The sequence below is a fragment of the Telluria sp. B2 genome, from assembly GCF_051789535.1.
In the GTDB taxonomy this organism is placed as follows: Bacteria; Pseudomonadota; Gammaproteobacteria; order Burkholderiales; family Burkholderiaceae_D; genus Telluria.
On sequence record NZ_CP196525.1, the window covers coordinates 4,909,847 to 4,927,072 of the forward strand.

The following is a 17,226-nucleotide window of genomic DNA, read 5'->3' on the forward strand; positions in this document are numbered from 1 at the left end:
GTGTTGTAGACGGCGGCTCGCAGGGCCGCCTGTGGCATTACATGAGTTGCAGCTGTTCGACGGCGTCCTGGATGTCGCCAGGCTCCATCGAGCGCATGATGCGTCGCATTCGCGGCGCGATCTGCGCCAGGTCGGCGCCGAGGATTTCCTGCTTCACCGCCAGCAGCTGGGCCGGGTGCATCGAGAATTCGCGCAGGCCCATGCCCAGCAGCAGGCGCGTCAGCTTGATGTCGCCCGCCATCTCGCCGCACACGGCGACGTCGATGCCGGCCTTCTGCCCGGCCGCGATGGTCATGCCGATCAGCTGCAGCACCGCCGGATGCAGCGGGTTGTACAGGTGCGCGACTTCGTAGTCGACGCGGTCGATCGCCAGCGTGTACTGGATCAGGTCGTTGGTGCCGATCGACAGGAAGTTCATGCGCTTGACGAACATCGGCAGCGCCAGCGCGGCGGCCGGGATCTCGATCATGGCGCCGACCTCGATCGCCGGGTCGTACTTGATGTTCTGTTCGCGCAGCTGGAACTTGGCCTGCTCGATCATGTGCAGGGTCTGGTCGATCTCGAAGGCATGCGCCAGCATCGGGATCAGGATCCGCACCTTGCCGAAGGCGGAGGCGCGCAGGATCGCGCGCAGCTGGGTCAGGAACAGCTGGGGCTCGGCCAGGCAGTAGCGGATCGCGCGCAGGCCCAGGGCCGGGTTCAGGGCGGTGTGCTCGGTCGGGTCGAGCGGCTTGTCGGCGCCCACGTCCAGGGTGCGGATCGTCACCGGCCGGCCCTTCATCGCCACCACCGCCTTGCGGTACTGCTCGAACTGCTCGTCCTCGCTCGGCACCTTCAGCGCATGGCCGCCGCGTCCCATGAACAGGAATTCGGAACGGAACAGGCCAACGCCGGTCGCGCCGGCTTCCAGCGCATGCGGGCAGTCGTCGGGCAGCTCGATGTTGGCCAGCAGGCGGATCGCGGTGCCGTCCTTCGTCACCGCCGGCGTCTTCTTCAGTTTCAGCAGGCGCTTCCTGGCCTTGACCAGCGCGGCCTGGCGCGCGCGGTACTGCTCCAGCACCAGCTGGCTCGGATTGCAGATCACGACGCCCGCATCGCCGTCGATGATGACCCAGTCGTCCTGCTCGATCAGGCGCGAAGCCTGGCTCATGCCGACCGCCGCCGGAATGTCGAGCGAGCGCGCGACGATCGCGGTGTGCGAGTTCTGGCCGCCGACGTCGGTGACGAAACCGATGAAGGAGCGGTCGCGGAAGGCCAGCATGTCGGCCGGCGAGATGTCGTGCGCGACGACGATCATCTGCGGATGGTAGTCGTCTTCGCCGGCCAGCACCGGCGGCACGGACAGGGCCGTGCCCATCAGGACCTTGAGCACGCGCTCGGCGACCTGCTGGATGTCCTGCTTGCGCTCGCGCAGGTACTCGTCCTCGATCTCGTCGAACTGGGCCGAGAGCTCGTCGATCTGGGTCACCAGCGCCCACTCGGCGTTGTAGTGGCGCGTGCGGATGATCTCGAGCGGCGCTTCCGAGATCATGGGGTCGGACAGGATCAGCGCGTGGACGTCGATGAAGGCGCCAAGCTCGGTCGGGGCATCCTTTGGCAGGTCGGTCCACAGCTCCTGCAGGTTGCGGTGCACTTCGGCGATCGCGTCCTGCAGGCGCTTGACTTCGGCTTCGACCTGCTCTTCCGGGACGAGATAGTGCTTGACGTCCAGCGCCGCCGGCGTGAGCAGGTGCGCGCGGCCGATCGAGATGCCGCGCGAAACCGGAATGCCATGGAGCGTGAACGAAGCCATCGAAGGTCCCGAACGGTAGCGGCCGGAGTCGGGCATTACTCGCCTTCGCCGAACTTGTCGTTGACCAGCCCGGCGAGGGCGGCGATGGCCTCGCCCTCGTCCGGACCGTCCGCCTCCAGGGTCACTTTCGCGCCCATGCCGGCGGCCAGCATCATCACGCCCATGATGGACTTGGCGTTGATGCGGCGGCCGTTGCGGGTGAGCCAGACGTCGCTTTTGTACTTGGCGGCCAGTTGGGTGAATTTGGCGGATGCGCGGGCGTGCAGGCCCAGTTTGTTGATGATCTCAAGTTCCTGTTGAATCATGTTGTCGTTGTCTTCTTTGTCTTCAGAACCGCGCTACGCCAAAAGGACGCACAGCGCCCTCGCTACTTCGAACCTCAGGACCCGACCCGGATGCGGTTGTCGACCCGCACCGCGCCGTTCTGGGCGCCGGCCAGCGCCATTTCCACCACCACGTCGAGCGTGTCGCGGCGATAGGTGATCGCGCGCAGCAGCATCGGCAGGCTGATGCCGGCGATGACTTCCACATGCCCCGCCTCGGCCAGCGAATTGCAGCAATTCGAAGGCGTGCCGCCCTTGATGTCGGTGATGACCAGCACGCCGTCGCCATCGTCCAGGCGTGCGATCGCTTCCTTGGCCTTGCAGTTGACGTCGACCAGGTCCTGGTCGGCCGTCACGTCGATGGCCTCGAAGCGTTCGGTTGGTCCGCGAAACACGTGCGCGACCGCCGCGATGAATGCCTGCCCCAGTGGTGCGTGGGTCAGGAGCAATATCCCTACCATGATGTGTATGTTCCCGCTTTATTTGCCCGCCACCTGCTGTTCGACCGCTTCGATGAACATCGCGGCCACGTCGAAACCGGTCTGGTCGGTGATCTCCTGGAAGCAGGTCGGGCTGGTGACATTCACCTCGGTCAGGAAATCGCCAATCACATCTAATCCTACCAGCAACAGCCCACGCTCGGCCAGCACGGGGCCGATGGCTTCGGCGATCTGGCGGTCGCGCTCGGTGATCGGCTGGGCCACGCCGATGCCGCCGGCGGCCAGGTTGCCGCGCACCTCGCTACCTTGCGGGATGCGCGCCAGCGCGAACGGCACTGGCTTGCCGCCGATGACGAGGATGCGCTTGTCGCCCTTGACGATCTCGGGGATGTATTTTTGCACCATAATGGTGCGTTTTCCGTTGTCGGACAGGGTTTCGATAATCGCGCCCAGGTTCATGGCATCGGCCTTCACGCGGAAGATGCCGGTGCCGCCCATGCCGTCGAGCGGTTTGAAGATGACGTCGCCGTGCTGGGCGTGGAAGGCGCGCAGGCGCTTTTCCGAGGAGCTCACCAGGGTCGGCGAAGTGAATTCGCTGAACTGGCCGATCGCCAGCTTCTCGTTGTGGTCGCGGATCGCCGAAGGCTTGTTGAATACGCGCGCACCCTGCTTTTCCGCCAGTTCGAGCAGATAGGTGCCGTAGACGTATTCCATGTCGAAGGGCGGGTCCTTGCGCTCGATGATCGCGTCGAAGCTCGACAGGCGCACATCGTGCGCATCGTCCGCGCGGTACCACGCGTCCGGTTCGCCGGTCAGGTGGATGCGCGCCACCTCGGCGGTGACGACGCCCTGCTCCAGGGCCATGTCGCGCTGCTGGAAGGCGTAGACTTCATGGCCGCGTCGCGCCGCTTCGCGCATCATGGCGAAGGTCGAGTCCTTGTAGATCTTGAAGCTGGAGAGAGGATCGGCGAGGAAAGCGATTTTCATGGATGTGTCCATCGAAGGTAATGCCCACGATTTTAGCTGGAAACCCGAAACCGCGCGGCCGACCGGCCCGGTCGCCATGATGTCGGCAAGCACGCAATTCCGATGAGCAATTTGCGCCACATCGCACACACGCCTGAGCGCGCGCAAATCCCCTCCTTGTCGGTGCGCGAGGATGGGCCATGGACGCTCAACTTGACCACCAGGCCGACCGGGAGCGCAGCGCGCCTGCCTACCGCGGCTGGCATGGCGGCGCGGCGCTGGCGCGCTACGCCTGGCACCGGCCCGACATCGTGCTCCAGCAGGGGATGCGCACGCGTGTGCTCGCGCGCATGCTGGTCGCGACCGTCGGCACCGATCTCACCCATGTCCGGGTAGTGGATGCCGGCTGCGGCACCGGCGCCTTCCTGCGCCAGCTGATCGAGTGGGGCGCCACGCCGGCCAACCTCACCGGCGTCGAACCGCAGCAGGATCGGCTCGAGCTGGCCGCCCTGCGCACCGCGCCCGGGGTACGCTGGCATTGCGGGACGCTGGCGGCGCTGCCGGCGGGCAGCAGCGATCTCGTCGCGGCGCACACCATGTTTTCTTCCCTCCTCGACCCCGGCTTGCGCCAGCAACTCGCGGCCGACATGTGGCGCGTGCTCAAGCCCGGCGGCTGGTGCATGGTGTTCGACTTCCGCAACAACAACCCGAAGAATCCCCACGTGCGGCGCGTCACCCGCGAGGAGCTCGACGGCTTCTGGCCCGGCGAGCGCCAGCAATACCAGACCCTGCTGCTGGCCCCGCCCATCAGCCGCGCGCTGGCCGGACTGCCCGCCCTGGTGACCGAAACCCTGGCCGCGGTGGCGCTGCCGCTGCGCTCGCAGTTCATCTACATGTGCAGGAAAAGGCCGTAGGGTGGACCGCTCTGCCTGGCGAGCGGCACTCACGCGAAAACTGCGCCGTCCACGCGTTCAACGAACACATGAACCGCCGCGGCAGCGTCGTAGGGTGGGCACGCCGTGCCCACGCGGTACGTGCGCACCCTTTCTATGTTGGCTGGAACTTATCGCCCGCTAACCTCGCCTCCCGCCCCGGTTTGCGTCCATCGCACACTTTGCGGGCGGGACATCGCCGCTCGCGACCACCGGTCACATGCGGCAACGTGTCGCCCGCAAAGTTTGCAACGGACGCACACGGGCTGAGGCTGGCGCTAGCAGGCGATAAATTTCAGCCAACGCAAAACGGATATGCACGTAACGCGTGGGCACTCCGTGCCCACCCTACGAATCACACTGCGCAAAAAAAGGGACCGTCGAGGTCCCTTTCCGTTCAATACACTTCCGGATTCGGATCGGTGCGCTCCATCTCCAGCGAGGCCGCCAGCAAGCCCAGGCGCGCCACCACGCCGTAGACGTAGAAGCGGTTCGGCGCCGCCGTGCCCGGCTTGGCCTTCAGGTCCGGCACCGCGTGCTGCTGGGCAAAGGCCAGCGGCACGAACTGCGAGCCCGGCGCATTCAGGTTCTGGTCGACGCCGCGCTCGGCGTGCACGCGGTAGAAGCCGCCGACCACGTAGCGGTCGATCATGTAGACCACCGGCTCGGCGACCGCATCGTCGATGCTCTCGAAAGTCGGCACGCCCTCCTGCACCACCAGGTCGGTCACGGCCAGGCCGTCCTTGATGACCGACATCCTGGCGCGCTGCTTCAGGGTCAGGTCGCGCACTTCGCTGGCATCCTTGATCGTCGTCACGCCCATGCCGTAGGTGCCGGCGTCGGGTTTCACGATCACGAAGGGCTTCTGCTCCTTCATGCCGTATTCCTTGTACTTCTTCTTGATCTTCGAGAGCAGCGACGACACGGCGTCGGCCAGCGCCTCGGTGCCCTGGTCGTGCTCGAGGTCGACGTCGCCGACCTTGGCGTGTAGCGGATTGACCATCCACGGGTCGATGTCGATCAGCTTGCCGAACTTCTTGGCCACTTCGTCGAGCGCCTTCAGGTGGTTGCTCTTGCGGCGCAGCGCCCAGCCCGCGTGCAGCGGCGGCAACAGCGACTGCTCGTGGACGTTTTCCAGGATGGACGGGATGCCGGCCGACAGGTCATTGTTCAGCAGGATGGTGCAGGGATCGAAGTCGGCCAGGCCGAGGCGGCGTCCGTTGGGCGAACGCACCAGGGGCTCGACCACCAGCATGTTCCCGTCCGGCAGCGCCAGCGGCGTCGGCTGGGTCACTTCCGGCGACAGCGAACCGAGGCGCACGTGCAGGCCGGTCTGGCGGAAGATCTGCATCAGGCGCGCGACGTTCTGCAGGTATTGCGGATTGCGCGTGTGGGTTTCGGGAACCAGGAGCAGGTTGCGCGCGTCCGGGCAGTATTTGTCGATGGCCGCCATCGCCGCCTGCACGGTCAGGGGCAGCATTTCGGTGGCCAGGTGGTGGAAACCGCCCGGGAACAGATTGGTGTCGACTGGCGCCAGCTTGTAGCCGGCATTGCGCAGGTCGACCGAGCAGTAGAACGGCGGCGTATGCTCCTGCCACTCGAGACGGAACCAGCGTTCGATGGCCGGGGTGGCGTCGAGGATTTTCTTTTCTAAGTCGAGCAGCGGGCCGGTCAAGGCGGTGGCGAGGTGCGGAACCATGTGGTGCGTCCTTATTGGCTTCTTGGCAATGAGTGCCATTATCTTGGGGCAATCCAGCCATTTTAAAGGCTTCGCCTGCAAGTCCGCACACAAAAAAGGCGCCCCGCGGGGCGCCCTCATCTACCGGCTCGCGGCTATCACGAATGGTACGCCCTTTCGCCGTGGCTGGTAAGGTCCAGGCCCTCGCGTTCCTGCTCTTCGGTCACGCGCAGGCCGATCGCCAGGTCCACCAGCTTGAAGGCGACGTAGGCGACCACGGCCGACCAGACGATGGTCACGCCGACCGCCTCTGCCTGCACCCACAGCTGGTGCGCGATCGAATACGGCTCGCTTGATGCCTTGTTGGCGACGTAGTCCCAGACGCCCTGGCCGCCCAGTTCGGGCGAGGCGAACACGCCCGTCAGCAGGGCGCCGACGATGCCGCCGACACCGTGCACGCCGAACACGTCGAGCGAATCGTCGACGCGCAGCATGCGCTTGAGGCCATTCACGCCCCACAGGCAGACCAGGCCGCCGACCAGGCCGATGACCAGCGCGCCCATCGGGCCGACGAAACCGGCTGCCGGGGTGATTGCCACCAGGCCGGAGACCGCGCCCGAGGCGCCACCCAGCATCGAGGGCTTGCCCTTGGTCGCCCATTCGCCGAAGGTCCAGGCGACGGTGGCGGCAGCGGTGGCCAGCAGGGTGTTGATGAAGGCCAGGGCGGCGACGTCACCCGCTTCCAGCGCCGAGCCGGCGTTGAAGCCGAACCAGCCGACCCACAGCAGCGAGGCGCCGATCATGGTCATGGTCATCGAGTGCGGCGCCATCGATTCGCGGCCGTAGCCGACGCGCTTGCCGATCACGTAGGCGCCGACCAGGCCGGCGACCGCCGCGTTGATGTGCACCACGGTGCCGCCCGCGAAGTCGAGCGCGCCCTGCTGCCACAGCCAGCCGGCATCAGCCGTGACGCTGGCCAGCGAGGCGGCGTCGGTGATGGCGTCAGGGCCGGCCCAGAACCAGACCATGTGCGCGATCGGCAGGTAGCCGAAGGTAAACCAGATCACGATGAAGAGCAGCACGGCGGCGAAACGCGCGCGCTCGGCAAAGGCGCCGACGATCAAGCCGCAGGTGATGGCGGCGAAAGTGCCCTGGAAGGCAACGAAGATGAACTCGGGGATCATCGTTTCCTTGCTGAAGGTCGCAGCCATGCTGAAGACGCCGGTAGCCGGGTCGAAGATGCCGTTCAGGAAGGCGCGGTCGAAACCGCCGATGAAGGGGCTGCCGCCGGTAAAGGCCAGCGAGTAGCCGTACAGGCACCACAGCACGATGACCAAGGAGAAGATCATGAAGACCTGCAGCAGCACCGAGAGCATGTTCTTGGCGCGCACCAGGCCGCCGTAGAACAGGGCCAGGCCCGGGATCGACATCATGATCACCAGCAGCGTGGCGACGAACATCCAGGCGGTGTCGCCCTTGTTGATCGAGGGCGCGGCCATGGCCGGCAGGGCCAGGCCCAGACCCAGCGCGGCTGCGAGAATCTTGCTCGTTATCGTTTTCATTGGGGTTCCCTTACAGTGCGTCGTTGCCGGTTTCGCCGGTACGGATACGGATGACCTGGTTGAGGTCGGAAACAAAGATCTTGCCGTCGCCGATCTTGCCGGTGCGGGCGGCGCCCTGGATCGCGTCGATCACCTGGTCGACCACGGCGTCGTCGACGGCCGCTTCGATCTTGATCTTCGGCAGGAAGTCGACCACGTACTCGGCGCCGCGGTAGAGCTCGGTGTGGCCCTTCTGGCGGCCGAAGCCCTTCACTTCGGTCACCGTCATGCCCTGCACATTGATTTCGGAGAGGGCCTCGCGCACTTCGTCGAGCTTGAAGGGCTTGATGATGGCGGTAATCAGTTTCATGGTATTACCTCTTCAGAAAGTTTTTGATACGGAAAACACGGCCGCCGACTTGCCGAGGTTCTTGCCGCGCGGGCTGAGATAAGCGTCGGTATTCGCCTTGATCCAGGCCAGCGAGGCGGTGGCGACGCCGAAGTCGTAAGTCAGGCCGACCTTGTAGTCGTTGTACGAGAAGGCGTCGTTGTTCTTCACGCGCTGGCGTCCCGCATGCAGGTTCAGCACGAGCTTGTCCATGACTTCGAGGTTGGCGCCGATGTCGAGGTAGCCGCTGCCCTTGCTGTCGGCGGTGCCGAACAGGTTGCTGGTCGCATGCGAGTACTTGACGTAGGCCGGGCCGAAGCCCAGCTGGCCGTAAAGCTCGAAGGTGTTGGCGTTCGTCGGCAGGCCGTTCGACGGATACACGTAGTACAAGCCGCCCACGTCGTAGCTGATGCTGTCCGAAAGCTGGCCGCGCTTGCCGGCATACAGGTCGACCTCGACGTTCGCGTCGCCGCCGGCGTCGTCGATCCACTTGATGGTCGACAGCCAGGTGCCGGCGTAGAAACCGCTCGGGCTGTGGGTATAGTCGGCGCCGCCCTGCAGGGCCGGTTCGAAGCGCGTCTGCGACAGGCCGCGGTAGCGGTATTCGCTGGTGAGCGCGGCGTTGTAGCTGACTTGGTGCGCGGACGCGGGCGCTTCCTGTGCCCGGGCCAGGTTGCTACCAGCTACTACCAGCGTGAACGCCGCCGCGCTTGCTGCCATCCTGTTTTTCATGACGATTCCCCTCGTTATTGGAACTTTTGGAACGATGACGACGATGCGGTTTACAATCTGTGTGTCATTCGGCTTACCTTTCCTTTAGCAGAATGCGTGCCAGCTCGAGACGGCACCCGTGTGCTTGATTTTTCATACAGGTGCCACACTTCTGGTTCAACAATCACAAACGGGTGCGTCCCTGCCATACGCCGCGTCACGGCGCACCAAAGCAGGCCACTGCACCCCATTTCGCACCAGCGTGGTGCAACGGCCGGAACACTAGGACAGATGGACATGAACAATTTCTTCAACGACTTGCAGGGCAAAATCAACCAGGCCATGGAAAGCTCGCCCGCCAAGGACATCGAACGCAACGTCAAGGCGATGATGACCCAGGGCTTTTCCAAGCTCGACCTGGTGACCCGCGAGGAATTCGACATCCAGGCCCAGGTGCTGGCCAAGACCCGCGCCAAGCTCGAAGCGCTCGAGCTGCGCGTGGTCGAGCTGGAAGCTCGCTTGGCCGCGCAGGCCCCGACAGCGGCTCCAGCGGCCACGTCGGCCAGCTCGGCCAGCCCGCTCGCCGGCGCCACCGACCCGGCCGCGCCGCACATCATCATCGACAAGCCGTGAATGGGGCGGCGGCATTCATGCACCGGAGACGCCTGACATGAATGCCGCCGACCAGTTGTCAAAAGCGCATGCGCCGCAGGAGGTCTCGCTCGACGTCCTGCGCGAGAAATATGCGAAAGGCGATGAAACCTCGATCGCCGACGTGCGCCGGCGCGTGGCCACGGCGCTGGCCGCGCTGGAGGCGCCCGAGCGGCGCGCCGAGTTCACCGAACGCTTTCTCCGGGCCCAGGAACAGGGTTTCATTCCCGGCGGACGCATCAATTCCGCCGCCGGCCTGAACATCAAGGCCACCCTCATCAACTGTTTCGTGCAGCCGGTCGGCGACTCGGTCACGGGTGTCGAAGACGGCCTGCCCGGCATCTATACCGCGCTGTCGGAAGCGGCCGAGACCATGCGCCGCGGCGGCGGCGTCGGCTACGACTTCAGCGCCATCCGTCCCTTCGGCAGCCTGGTGCGCGGCACCCGCTCGCGCGCTTCCGGGCCGGTGTCGTACATGGAGCTGTTCGACGCCTCCTGCAAAACGGTCGAATCGGCCGGCGCCCGGCGCGGGGCCCAGATGGGCGTGCTGCGCATCGACCATCCCGACATCGAGCGCTTCATCGCCGCCAAGGACCTCGGGGGCCTGTCGAACTTCAACATCTCGGTCGGCGTGACCGACGCCTTCATGCGCGCATTGGAAGCCGATGCGCCGTTCGCCCTCGTGCACCGTGCAGAACCCGGCGAAGACGCGCTCGCCATGGGCGCCCGGCTGCGCGAGGACGGTCTGTGGCTCTACCACGAAGTGCGCGCACGTGAGCTGTGGGACAAGATCATGCTGTCCACCTACGACCACGCCGAGCCGGGCGTGCTGTTCGTCGACCGCATGAACGAGGAGAACAACCTCTGGTATGCCGAAGAGCTGCGCGCCACCAATCCCTGCGGCGAACAGCCCCTGCCCGCCTACGGCTGCTGCGACCTCGGCTCACTGAATCTCACCTGCTTCGTCGACAACCCGTTCGAGCCCGAGGCCCGCTTCGACTTCGAACGCATGCGCGAGGTCGCCGCAGTGGCCGTGCGCATGCTCGACCTGGTGCTCGACGCTACCGAGTGGCCGCTGCCGCAGCAGGCGCGCGAAGCCCAGGCCAAGCGCCGCATCGGCCTGGGCTTCCTGGGCCTGGGCAGCGCGCTGGTGATGCTCGGCCTGCGCTACGACACCCACGAGGGCCGGGCCCTGGCCGCGCGCATCGCCGAACAGTTGCGCGATGCGGCCTATGCGGCATCCAGCGAACTGGCGCGCGAAAAAGGCGCCTTCCCCCTGTTCGACGCCACGCGCTACCTTGAAGGCCGTTTCGTCGCGCGCCTGCCCGAGGCGCTGCGCGACGCCATCCGCGCGCACGGCATCCGCAATTCGCACCTGCTGTCGATCGCCCCGACCGGCACCATCTCGCTGGCCTTTGCGGACAACGCCTCGAACGGCATCGAGCCGCCCTATTCCTGGACCTACCAGCGCAAGAAGCGCATGCCCGACAACAGCATGCGCAGCTACGCGGTCGAGGACCACGCCTGGCGCCTGTACCGGCGGCGCCATCCCGAGCTCGACCCGGATGCGCCTTTGCCGGCGCAGTTCGTCACCGCACTCGAGATGCGCGCCGACGACCACCTGCGCATGCTCGAAGCGGTGCAGCCCTTCATTGATACCGCGATCTCGAAGACGGTGAATGTGCCAGCGGACTATCCCTACGAGGACTTCCGCGACCTCTACAGCGAAGCCTGGCGCGCCGGCCTGAAGGGGCTGGCGACCTACCGGCCCAACACGGTCGTCGGCCAGGTGCTCGGCGCGGCGCCCCAGCCGGAGGCGCCGGCGATGCTGGAAGAAGACCCGCTGCGCAAGCGCTTCGAGAACCGCCCGCTGGGCGAACTGGAATCGGTAACGTCAAAGATCGAGTACGCGACCCAGGAAGGCCGCAAGACCTTCTATCTCACCGTGAGTTTCATCCGTGTCGAGGGCGTGAGCGAGGGCCAGCCAGTCACCATCGAGCGCCCCTTCGAATTCTTCATGCCTGCCGGCCAGCGCACCGACGGCCAGCAGTGGATCACCTCCTCGATGCGCCTGCTGTCGATGCTGGCGCGCGCCGGCGGGCCGATCGCCAAGGCGCTGGCCGACATGCGCGACGTGGTCTGGGAAAAGGGTCCGGTGCGCTGCGGGACGCTCACGCGCGAGGACGGCGTGGAAGTGCCGGTGTTTCACGATTCGGAAGCCGCGGCGGTCGGCTTCATGCTGCAGCGGATGCTGGTGCGGCGCGGCTTTCTCGACAGCCAGGGCAACCAGGTGCCGGTGGCCCAGCTGGCGCGCGTGCTGGCGGCGCGCGGCGACGCCGTGGTCCCGGCAGCGCCGCCGGCCCTGGCGCCGGCAGCCCAGGCATTCCCGGTCCAATCGGCCGCGACCAAGTGCCCGGAGTGCGGCGCGCGGGCCCTGCGCAAGCTCGACGGCTGCACCCGCTGCGACAACTGCCAATATGTCGGGGAATGTGGCTGAGATAGCGTTCAGGCGGGCCGATGCGGTGATAACATCATGTCATCGCCAGCTAATGAACGACCTGAATGACGATCGAGCGAATTTCCTGCGCACCCGGTTCCGGCAACACCGAAGGCATCAATGAAGACCTCGTGGCCGTCTTCGAGACGGACGGCGTGCTCGACCTGCTCGTCCTCGATGGCGCGACCTCGGTCGCCGATCAGGACTACGTCGACGCCAGGATCGGCGACGTCGCCTGGTTCGTCCAGGCCTTTGCCGGCCAGCTCGGTCACGCCATCGATGCAGCGCGCTCCCAGGCCGACAGCGTGCGCCTGGCGGTGCAGGCCGTGCGCCGCGCCTATGCGGACAGGACCGCCGGCCGGACGGTCCCGCTCTACGCCCATCCGCTCGCCGCGATGACGTGGCTGCGCATCCACCACGGGAGCGGCCAGACCGAGGTGTCCCTGTACTGCCTGGGCGACTGCAAGGCCTTCGCCATTGATGCGGACGGCAGGGTCACCGACCTCGACCCTTACGAGAATCCTTTCGAGACGATGGTGCAGGACGCGGTGGCGCAACTGAACGCGCAAGGCGTGGTCGATCCCGTGCTGCGGCGCCAGCGCCTGCTGCCGATGCTGCGCGCGCGGCGCGAAACCCAGCATGCGTCGCCCTGCCCCACTGTCCTGTGCCTGGCCCCCCAAGGCGAATTCGGCGCCCGCGCGACATCGGTGCGGCTGGCGCCAGGCGCCGCCGTGCTGGCGATGAGCGACGGCTTCTATCGGCTGGCCGATCCCTACGGCGTGATGACCCGGGACGAGCTGGCCAGGCGCTGCCGGGCCGAAGGCCTGGACAGGTTGATGCGCGAGCTGCGCGCCTTCGAGACGGCGCGCGCCGCCGGCGCTGCGCTGGCCGTGAAGAACGCGGACGATGCCTCCGCCATCATGTGGATTCCCCCGGCCCCGAACAACGACGGGCGCGAACGGGCGGCGCCAACAGCAGAGGATCAATCTTGAAACCCACCATGAAACACCTTGCGGCCGCCGGCCTGTGCATGGCGCTGGCCGGCGCGAGCGCCCCGCTCGCGGCGCAGGAAGCCCGGCGCGAAGCGCGCATCGTCGTCATCAATGTCGAGCGCCTCCTGAGCGAGTCGGCGCACGCCGAGACCGTGGCCAGGCGCATCGAAGCCGATTTCGGCCCGCGCCGGCTGCAGATCCAGGCCGACCTGCGCCGCCTGCGCGACATGTCGGACCGGCTCGCGCGCGACGCGCCCCACCTGAGCGAGCGCGAACACATCATGCGTTCACGCGAAGTCGGCGAGCTCGAACGCATGGTGCGACGCGAACAGGCGAAGCTCCAGGAGGACCTGGCGGAGCGCAAGCTGAAGGAACGCACGCTCATGGTGGCGCGCATCAACGAGATCATCACGGCGCTGCGCGAGCAGCAAGGCATCGAACTGGTGCTGACCAGGACCGTCTGGCATCGGCCGGACATCGATGTGACGGACAAGGTCGCGCGCATGCTGGACAAGTAAGCGAAGATTGTTTTACCCGGATCTTATTGCTCTTCATATTTTGCCCGGGTAGTATTTGCGCATGCACGCGTCTGCGCGCTCCTGTTATCGATTGGAGAAATCATGCTGCCTACCCACTGCATTGCATTCGCTGGAACCGAGCTCCTGGCCAAGGGGCCCTTGCCCGAGGTCGTGCGCGCCGTCAAGCGCGCCCTCGACAGCGGCGCCGAGCAGTCGATCGCCATCCTCGACCTGGTGACCAGCCGTCCGGTCGAGATCAATTTCATCGGCACGGAAGAGGAAGTAATGCAGCGCCTGCCGCGCATCCAGCCGCGCGCTGCCGGCCGCCCGAAGCTGGGCGTGGTCGCGCGCGAGGTGACCCTGCTGCCGCGCCACTGGGAATGGTTGTCCTCGCAGCCGGGCGGCGCCTCGGTCGCGCTGAGGAAGCTGGTCGAGCATGCCTCGCGCGACGCCCGCCAGGCCGACCAGATGCGCGAAGCGCGCGATGCCGCCTACCGCTTCATGCACGAGCTGGCGGGCGACGAGCCGGGCTTCGAGGAAGCCTCGCGGGCGCTGTTCGCCGGCGACGCGGCGCGCCTGAAGGAGCTCGTGGCCGGTTGGCCGGCGGGCGTGCGGGAGCATCTGCTCGAACTGGCGCAGCCGGCCTTTGCGCCGGCGGGCGAGGCGGAAGGCTGAGTTTTCGCTCCAATCCGGATCCTTGTCAGTGTCTTGACATGAAGGCTGAACTCGCTCAGCCTGTGGTGTTCAAATACCAATGCCCCGGCATCCTGCGCCGGAGCAGATAACGACCTGGAGCGATCCCATGGAGACGAACATCCACGACAGCATCAACCCGGATGCGCCAGCCTCGGCGCTGATCGACGCCCGCATCGCAGAGCTGGCCGGCTGGCGCGGCGAGACGCTGGCCCGGGTGCGCGCGCTCATCAGGCAGGCGCTGCCCGACGTCGTCGAAGAATGGAAGTGGAGCGTTCCCGTCTGGTCGCATGCGGGCATCCTTTGCACTGGCGAGGCCTACAGGAAGGCCGTGAAGCTGACCTTCCCCAAGGGCGCCGCGCTGGCCGATCCCGCCGGCCTGTTCAACGCCAGCCTGAAAGGCAATGTCCGGCGCGCCATCGATATTCCGAAGGCGGCGCCATCGACGACGAGGCCTTCAGGACGCTCATCCGCGCCGCCGCAGCGCTGAATGCCGCTTCCGCAGCCAGGCGCAAGAAAGCCTGATATCCATGCGCGCTGCGATCCCGACGCTGCACACCGGATGCGCAGGGACGCCGGTCGGCCGGCAAACCTTCCCGGAAGGCGTGGAGCGCGACCTGTTCCGCTTTCCCCGGCCCTGATGCGGCGAGCGGCGCGCCGCCTTCCGGCAGACCGGCGATAATCGTCGTACACTCACGCGCTTTACCTACACGGGCACATACTTACATGTTGGACTTCGACAGCGTTCCGCTGGAATTTTTTCAGGATTATCCCGAACCGGGCGTCAATTTCATCGACGTCGGCTGCATTTTCGATAACCCTGAGCATTGGCGCCTCGCCATCGACACCCTGCACGCGCGGACCGAGGAATTGCACTTCGACTTCATCCTCGCCATGGATGCGCGCGGCTTCATGATCGCCGGCGCCCTTGCGCTCGAGCACAAGGTCGGCTTCGCCATGGCGCGCAAGGCGGGCAAACTGCCCGGCAAGGCGATCAGCATCGATTACAAGCGCGAATACGGCAGCGCGACCATCGAGATCCAGCCGGAACGCATCAAGGGGCAGCGCGTGCTGATCGTCGACGACGTGCTGGCCACCGGCGGCACCATCGAAGCGGCCGCGGCCCTGCTGCGCCAGATCGGCAAAGAGGTCGTCGGCGCGGCAGCCCTGTTCGATATCGCTTTCTTCAAGGACAAACGCGCGCTGACCATGCCGGTCGTGAGCTTGCGCGACGTTTGAGTCTGCCTGCAGGCGCCCTGAACCTGGAAAGGGCGCAGGCTTGGGTGCGCTCAACAAGTCATCCGTAAAGCGGTGCCACCATCCTGCGAGTCTTCACTCGTCAGGAATCCCATGAGCCTCGCCGTCTTGCGAAGCCGCGCCCTTGCCGGCATGGAAGCCCTCCCTGTCAGCGTCGAAGTGCACCTGGCAAATGGGCTCCCCAGTTTCACGATCGTCGGCCTGCCGGACGCCGAAGTGCGCGAAGCCAAGGACCGGGTGCGCGCGGCCTTGCAGAACGTCGGTTTCGAAATTCCCGCGCGGCGCATCACCATCAATCTGGCGCCAGCCGACCTGCCGAAGGAATCGGGCCGTTTCGACCTGCCGATGGCGCTGGGCATCCTGGCGGCGTCCGGCCAGATCCCCGCGAAGGAACTCGACAAATACGAGTTCGCCGGCGAGCTGTCGCTGTCGGGCCAGTTGCGCCCGGTACGCGGCGCGCTGGCCATGACCTTCGCTATTCAACGCAGTGGCGCCGGCAGCGGCCGCGCCTTCATCCTGCCCAAGGCAAACGCCGACGAGGCCGCGCTGGTCACCGACGCCCGCGTCTACCCTGCCGACACGCTGCTGCAGGTGTGCGCCCACTTCGCGGCGACCGAAGAAAATGCGCGGTTGCCGCGCTACAGCAAGGAAGCACCGGTGCAGGCGCCGCGCTATCCTGACTTCTCGGACGTGAAGGGGCAACTGCACGTGAAACGCGCGCTCGAGATCGCGGCGGCAGGCAGCCATTCGATCCTGCTGCTCGGCCCGCCTGGCGCCGGTAAAAGCATGCTGGCTTCGCGCTTTCCCGGTCTGCTGCCGCCGATGACGGACGAGGAGGCGCTGGAAGCGGCCGCCGTCCACTCGCTGACCGGCAGGTTTTCCGCCGAACAGTGGCGTGCCCGGCCGTTTCGCAGTCCGCACCATACAAGTTCGGGCGTTGCTCTGGTTGGCGGCGGCAATGTGCCGCGTCCCGGCGAGGTCTCGCTGGCGCACTGCGGTGTCCTGTTCCTGGACGAACTTCCCGAGTTCGACCGCAAGGTGCTGGAGGTGTTGCGCCAACCGTTGGAGTCGGGCCGTATCACCATCTCCCGTGCCGCCCACCAGGCGGATTTCCCGGCGCGCTTCCAGCTCGTGGCCGCGATGAATCCCTGCCCCTGCGGCTGGTACGGTCACCCTTCCGGCAAGTGCCATTGCACCAACGAGGCGGCGCAGCGCTACCAGGACCGTATTTCCGGTCCCCTGCTCGACCGCATCGACATGCAGATCGAGGTCGCCGCCATGGCGCCGGAGGCCATGAGCGTCCAGGCCGACGGCGAATCCACGGCCGACATCGCCGCCCGCGTAGCCGGCGCGCATGCGTTGCAGATCGCACGCCAGGGGAAACCGAACCAGCGTTTGACGACGCACGAGATCGATCGCTTCTGCGTGCTCGACAAGGCCAGCGACCGGACGCTGCGCGCGGCGATGTCGCACATGAACTGGTCGGCGCGGGCTTATCACCGGGTGCTGAAGGTGGCCCGCACCATCGCCGATCTGGCGCAGTCGGCTGCGATCGGCCCGGCGCACATGGCCGAAGCCGTCCAGTACCGGCGCGGGCTACGCGAAAGGTAGCGTCCGCACGTCCTTACGCCGCGCCGGCCGCGCTTTGGCAAGGCCCGAACTTCCAACAGGACGGCGGTCAGACGGCTAAGCATCCTGGACTGCAGCCGGCGGCCACAAGCGGCCAACCAGGCGCCTGCAAGGAGGCTCGATATGTTTCGAATTCCCGGCGCGGTCTCTTTCACCTATTGTTCATGGTCTGCAGGTTCGGTTCTCGCGGTATTGCTGGTTAGATATGGCAGCGCGCA

The 17,226-nt window shown here is 66.2% G+C and carries 16 protein-coding genes and 1 pseudogene; 9 read left to right on the top strand and 8 right to left on the bottom strand.

Going from position 1 to position 17,226, the window contains the following annotated elements:
• Nucleotides 1-37: 37 nt before the first annotated feature.
• From ptsP to gshB, 4 genes are all read right to left on the bottom strand, one after another.
• Nucleotides 38-1,792: a phosphoenolpyruvate--protein phosphotransferase gene (gene ptsP, locus ACSUZJ_RS21720; RefSeq protein ID WP_499416640.1), complete on the bottom strand. Its 1,755-nt coding sequence runs from the start codon at nt 1,790-1,792 to the stop codon at nt 38-40.
• 35 nt (nt 1,793-1,827) lie between these two features.
• Complete coding sequence (locus tag ACSUZJ_RS21725; RefSeq protein WP_499411654.1) at nt 1,828-2,097, bottom strand: HPr family phosphocarrier protein; 270 nt, start codon at nt 2,095-2,097, stop codon at nt 1,828-1,830.
• A gap of 74 nt (nt 2,098-2,171) precedes the next feature.
• Entirely contained in the window at nt 2,172-2,576 is a 405-nt protein-coding gene (locus tag ACSUZJ_RS21730; protein ID WP_499411656.1) for a PTS sugar transporter subunit IIA, read from the bottom strand.
• A gap of 18 nt (nt 2,577-2,594) precedes the next feature.
• Nucleotides 2,595-3,542 (bottom strand): glutathione synthase, encoded by a 948-nt coding sequence (gene gshB, locus ACSUZJ_RS21735; RefSeq protein ID WP_499411658.1) that lies wholly within the window; start codon nt 3,540-3,542, stop codon nt 2,595-2,597.
• Nucleotides 3,543-3,721: 179 nt separating this feature from the next.
• On the opposite strand from gshB, the gene ACSUZJ_RS21740 reads away from it, so the two are divergent.
• Nucleotides 3,722-4,435 carry a class I SAM-dependent methyltransferase gene (locus tag ACSUZJ_RS21740; RefSeq protein WP_499411659.1) on the top strand — a complete coding sequence of 238 codons (714 nt, stop codon included), beginning with the start codon at nt 3,722-3,724 and terminating at the stop codon, nt 4,433-4,435.
• Nucleotides 4,436-4,850: 415 nt separating this feature from the next.
• Here ACSUZJ_RS21740 and gshA read toward each other — a convergent pair whose 3' ends face one another.
• The 4 genes from gshA to ACSUZJ_RS21760 form a co-directional block, all read right to left on the bottom strand.
• Entirely contained in the window at nt 4,851-6,152 is a 1,302-nt protein-coding gene (gene gshA / locus ACSUZJ_RS21745) for a glutamate--cysteine ligase (protein WP_499411661.1), read from the bottom strand.
• Between the two features lie 137 nt (nt 6,153-6,289).
• Nucleotides 6,290-7,693, bottom strand: coding sequence for an ammonium transporter (gene amt / locus ACSUZJ_RS21750; RefSeq protein ID WP_499411662.1), 1,404 nt, complete (start codon nt 7,691-7,693; stop codon nt 6,290-6,292).
• Between the two features lie 10 nt (nt 7,694-7,703).
• Entirely contained in the window at nt 7,704-8,042 is a 339-nt protein-coding gene (gene glnK, locus ACSUZJ_RS21755) for a P-II family nitrogen regulator (RefSeq protein WP_499411663.1), read from the bottom strand.
• A gap of 12 nt (nt 8,043-8,054) precedes the next feature.
• The gene (locus ACSUZJ_RS21760) at nt 8,055-8,792 is read right to left on the bottom strand and encodes a TorF family putative porin (protein ID WP_499411664.1); all 738 of its coding nucleotides are present in this window, start codon (nt 8,790-8,792) and stop codon (nt 8,055-8,057) included.
• A gap of 270 nt (nt 8,793-9,062) precedes the next feature.
• Here ACSUZJ_RS21760 and ACSUZJ_RS21765 point away from each other — a divergent pair.
• The 8 genes and pseudogenes from ACSUZJ_RS21765 to ACSUZJ_RS21800 all read left to right on the top strand — a co-directional run.
• Nucleotides 9,063-9,293, top strand: a pseudogene (locus ACSUZJ_RS21765) (accessory factor UbiK family protein); the annotation flags it as partial.
• A 148-nt stretch (nt 9,294-9,441) separates the two neighbouring features.
• A complete protein-coding gene (locus tag ACSUZJ_RS21770) occupies nt 9,442-11,919 on the top strand; it encodes an adenosylcobalamin-dependent ribonucleoside-diphosphate reductase (protein WP_499411666.1) in 2,478 nt (825 codons plus the stop codon).
• 65 nt (nt 11,920-11,984) lie between these two features.
• Nucleotides 11,985-12,911, top strand: coding sequence for a protein phosphatase 2C domain-containing protein (locus ACSUZJ_RS21775; protein WP_499411667.1), 927 nt, complete (start codon nt 11,985-11,987; stop codon nt 12,909-12,911).
• Between the two features lie 8 nt (nt 12,912-12,919).
• Nucleotides 12,920-13,429 (top strand): OmpH/Skp family outer membrane protein, encoded by a 510-nt coding sequence (locus tag ACSUZJ_RS21780; RefSeq protein ID WP_499411668.1) that lies wholly within the window; start codon nt 12,920-12,922, stop codon nt 13,427-13,429.
• 102 nt (nt 13,430-13,531) lie between these two features.
• Nucleotides 13,532-14,104, top strand: coding sequence for a DUF2239 family protein (locus ACSUZJ_RS21785; RefSeq protein WP_499411669.1), 573 nt, complete (start codon nt 13,532-13,534; stop codon nt 14,102-14,104).
• Between the two features lie 127 nt (nt 14,105-14,231).
• Nucleotides 14,232-14,612: a DUF1801 domain-containing protein gene (locus tag ACSUZJ_RS21790; RefSeq protein ID WP_499411671.1), complete on the top strand. Its 381-nt coding sequence runs from the start codon at nt 14,232-14,234 to the stop codon at nt 14,610-14,612.
• A 236-nt stretch (nt 14,613-14,848) separates the two neighbouring features.
• Complete coding sequence (locus ACSUZJ_RS21795) at nt 14,849-15,361, top strand: adenine phosphoribosyltransferase (protein WP_499411672.1); 513 nt, start codon at nt 14,849-14,851, stop codon at nt 15,359-15,361.
• A gap of 111 nt (nt 15,362-15,472) precedes the next feature.
• On the top strand, nt 15,473-16,990 hold the full coding sequence (locus tag ACSUZJ_RS21800; protein ID WP_499411674.1) for a YifB family Mg chelatase-like AAA ATPase: 1,518 nt from the start codon (nt 15,473-15,475) through the stop codon (nt 16,988-16,990).
• Nucleotides 16,991-17,226 lie beyond the last annotated feature (236 nt).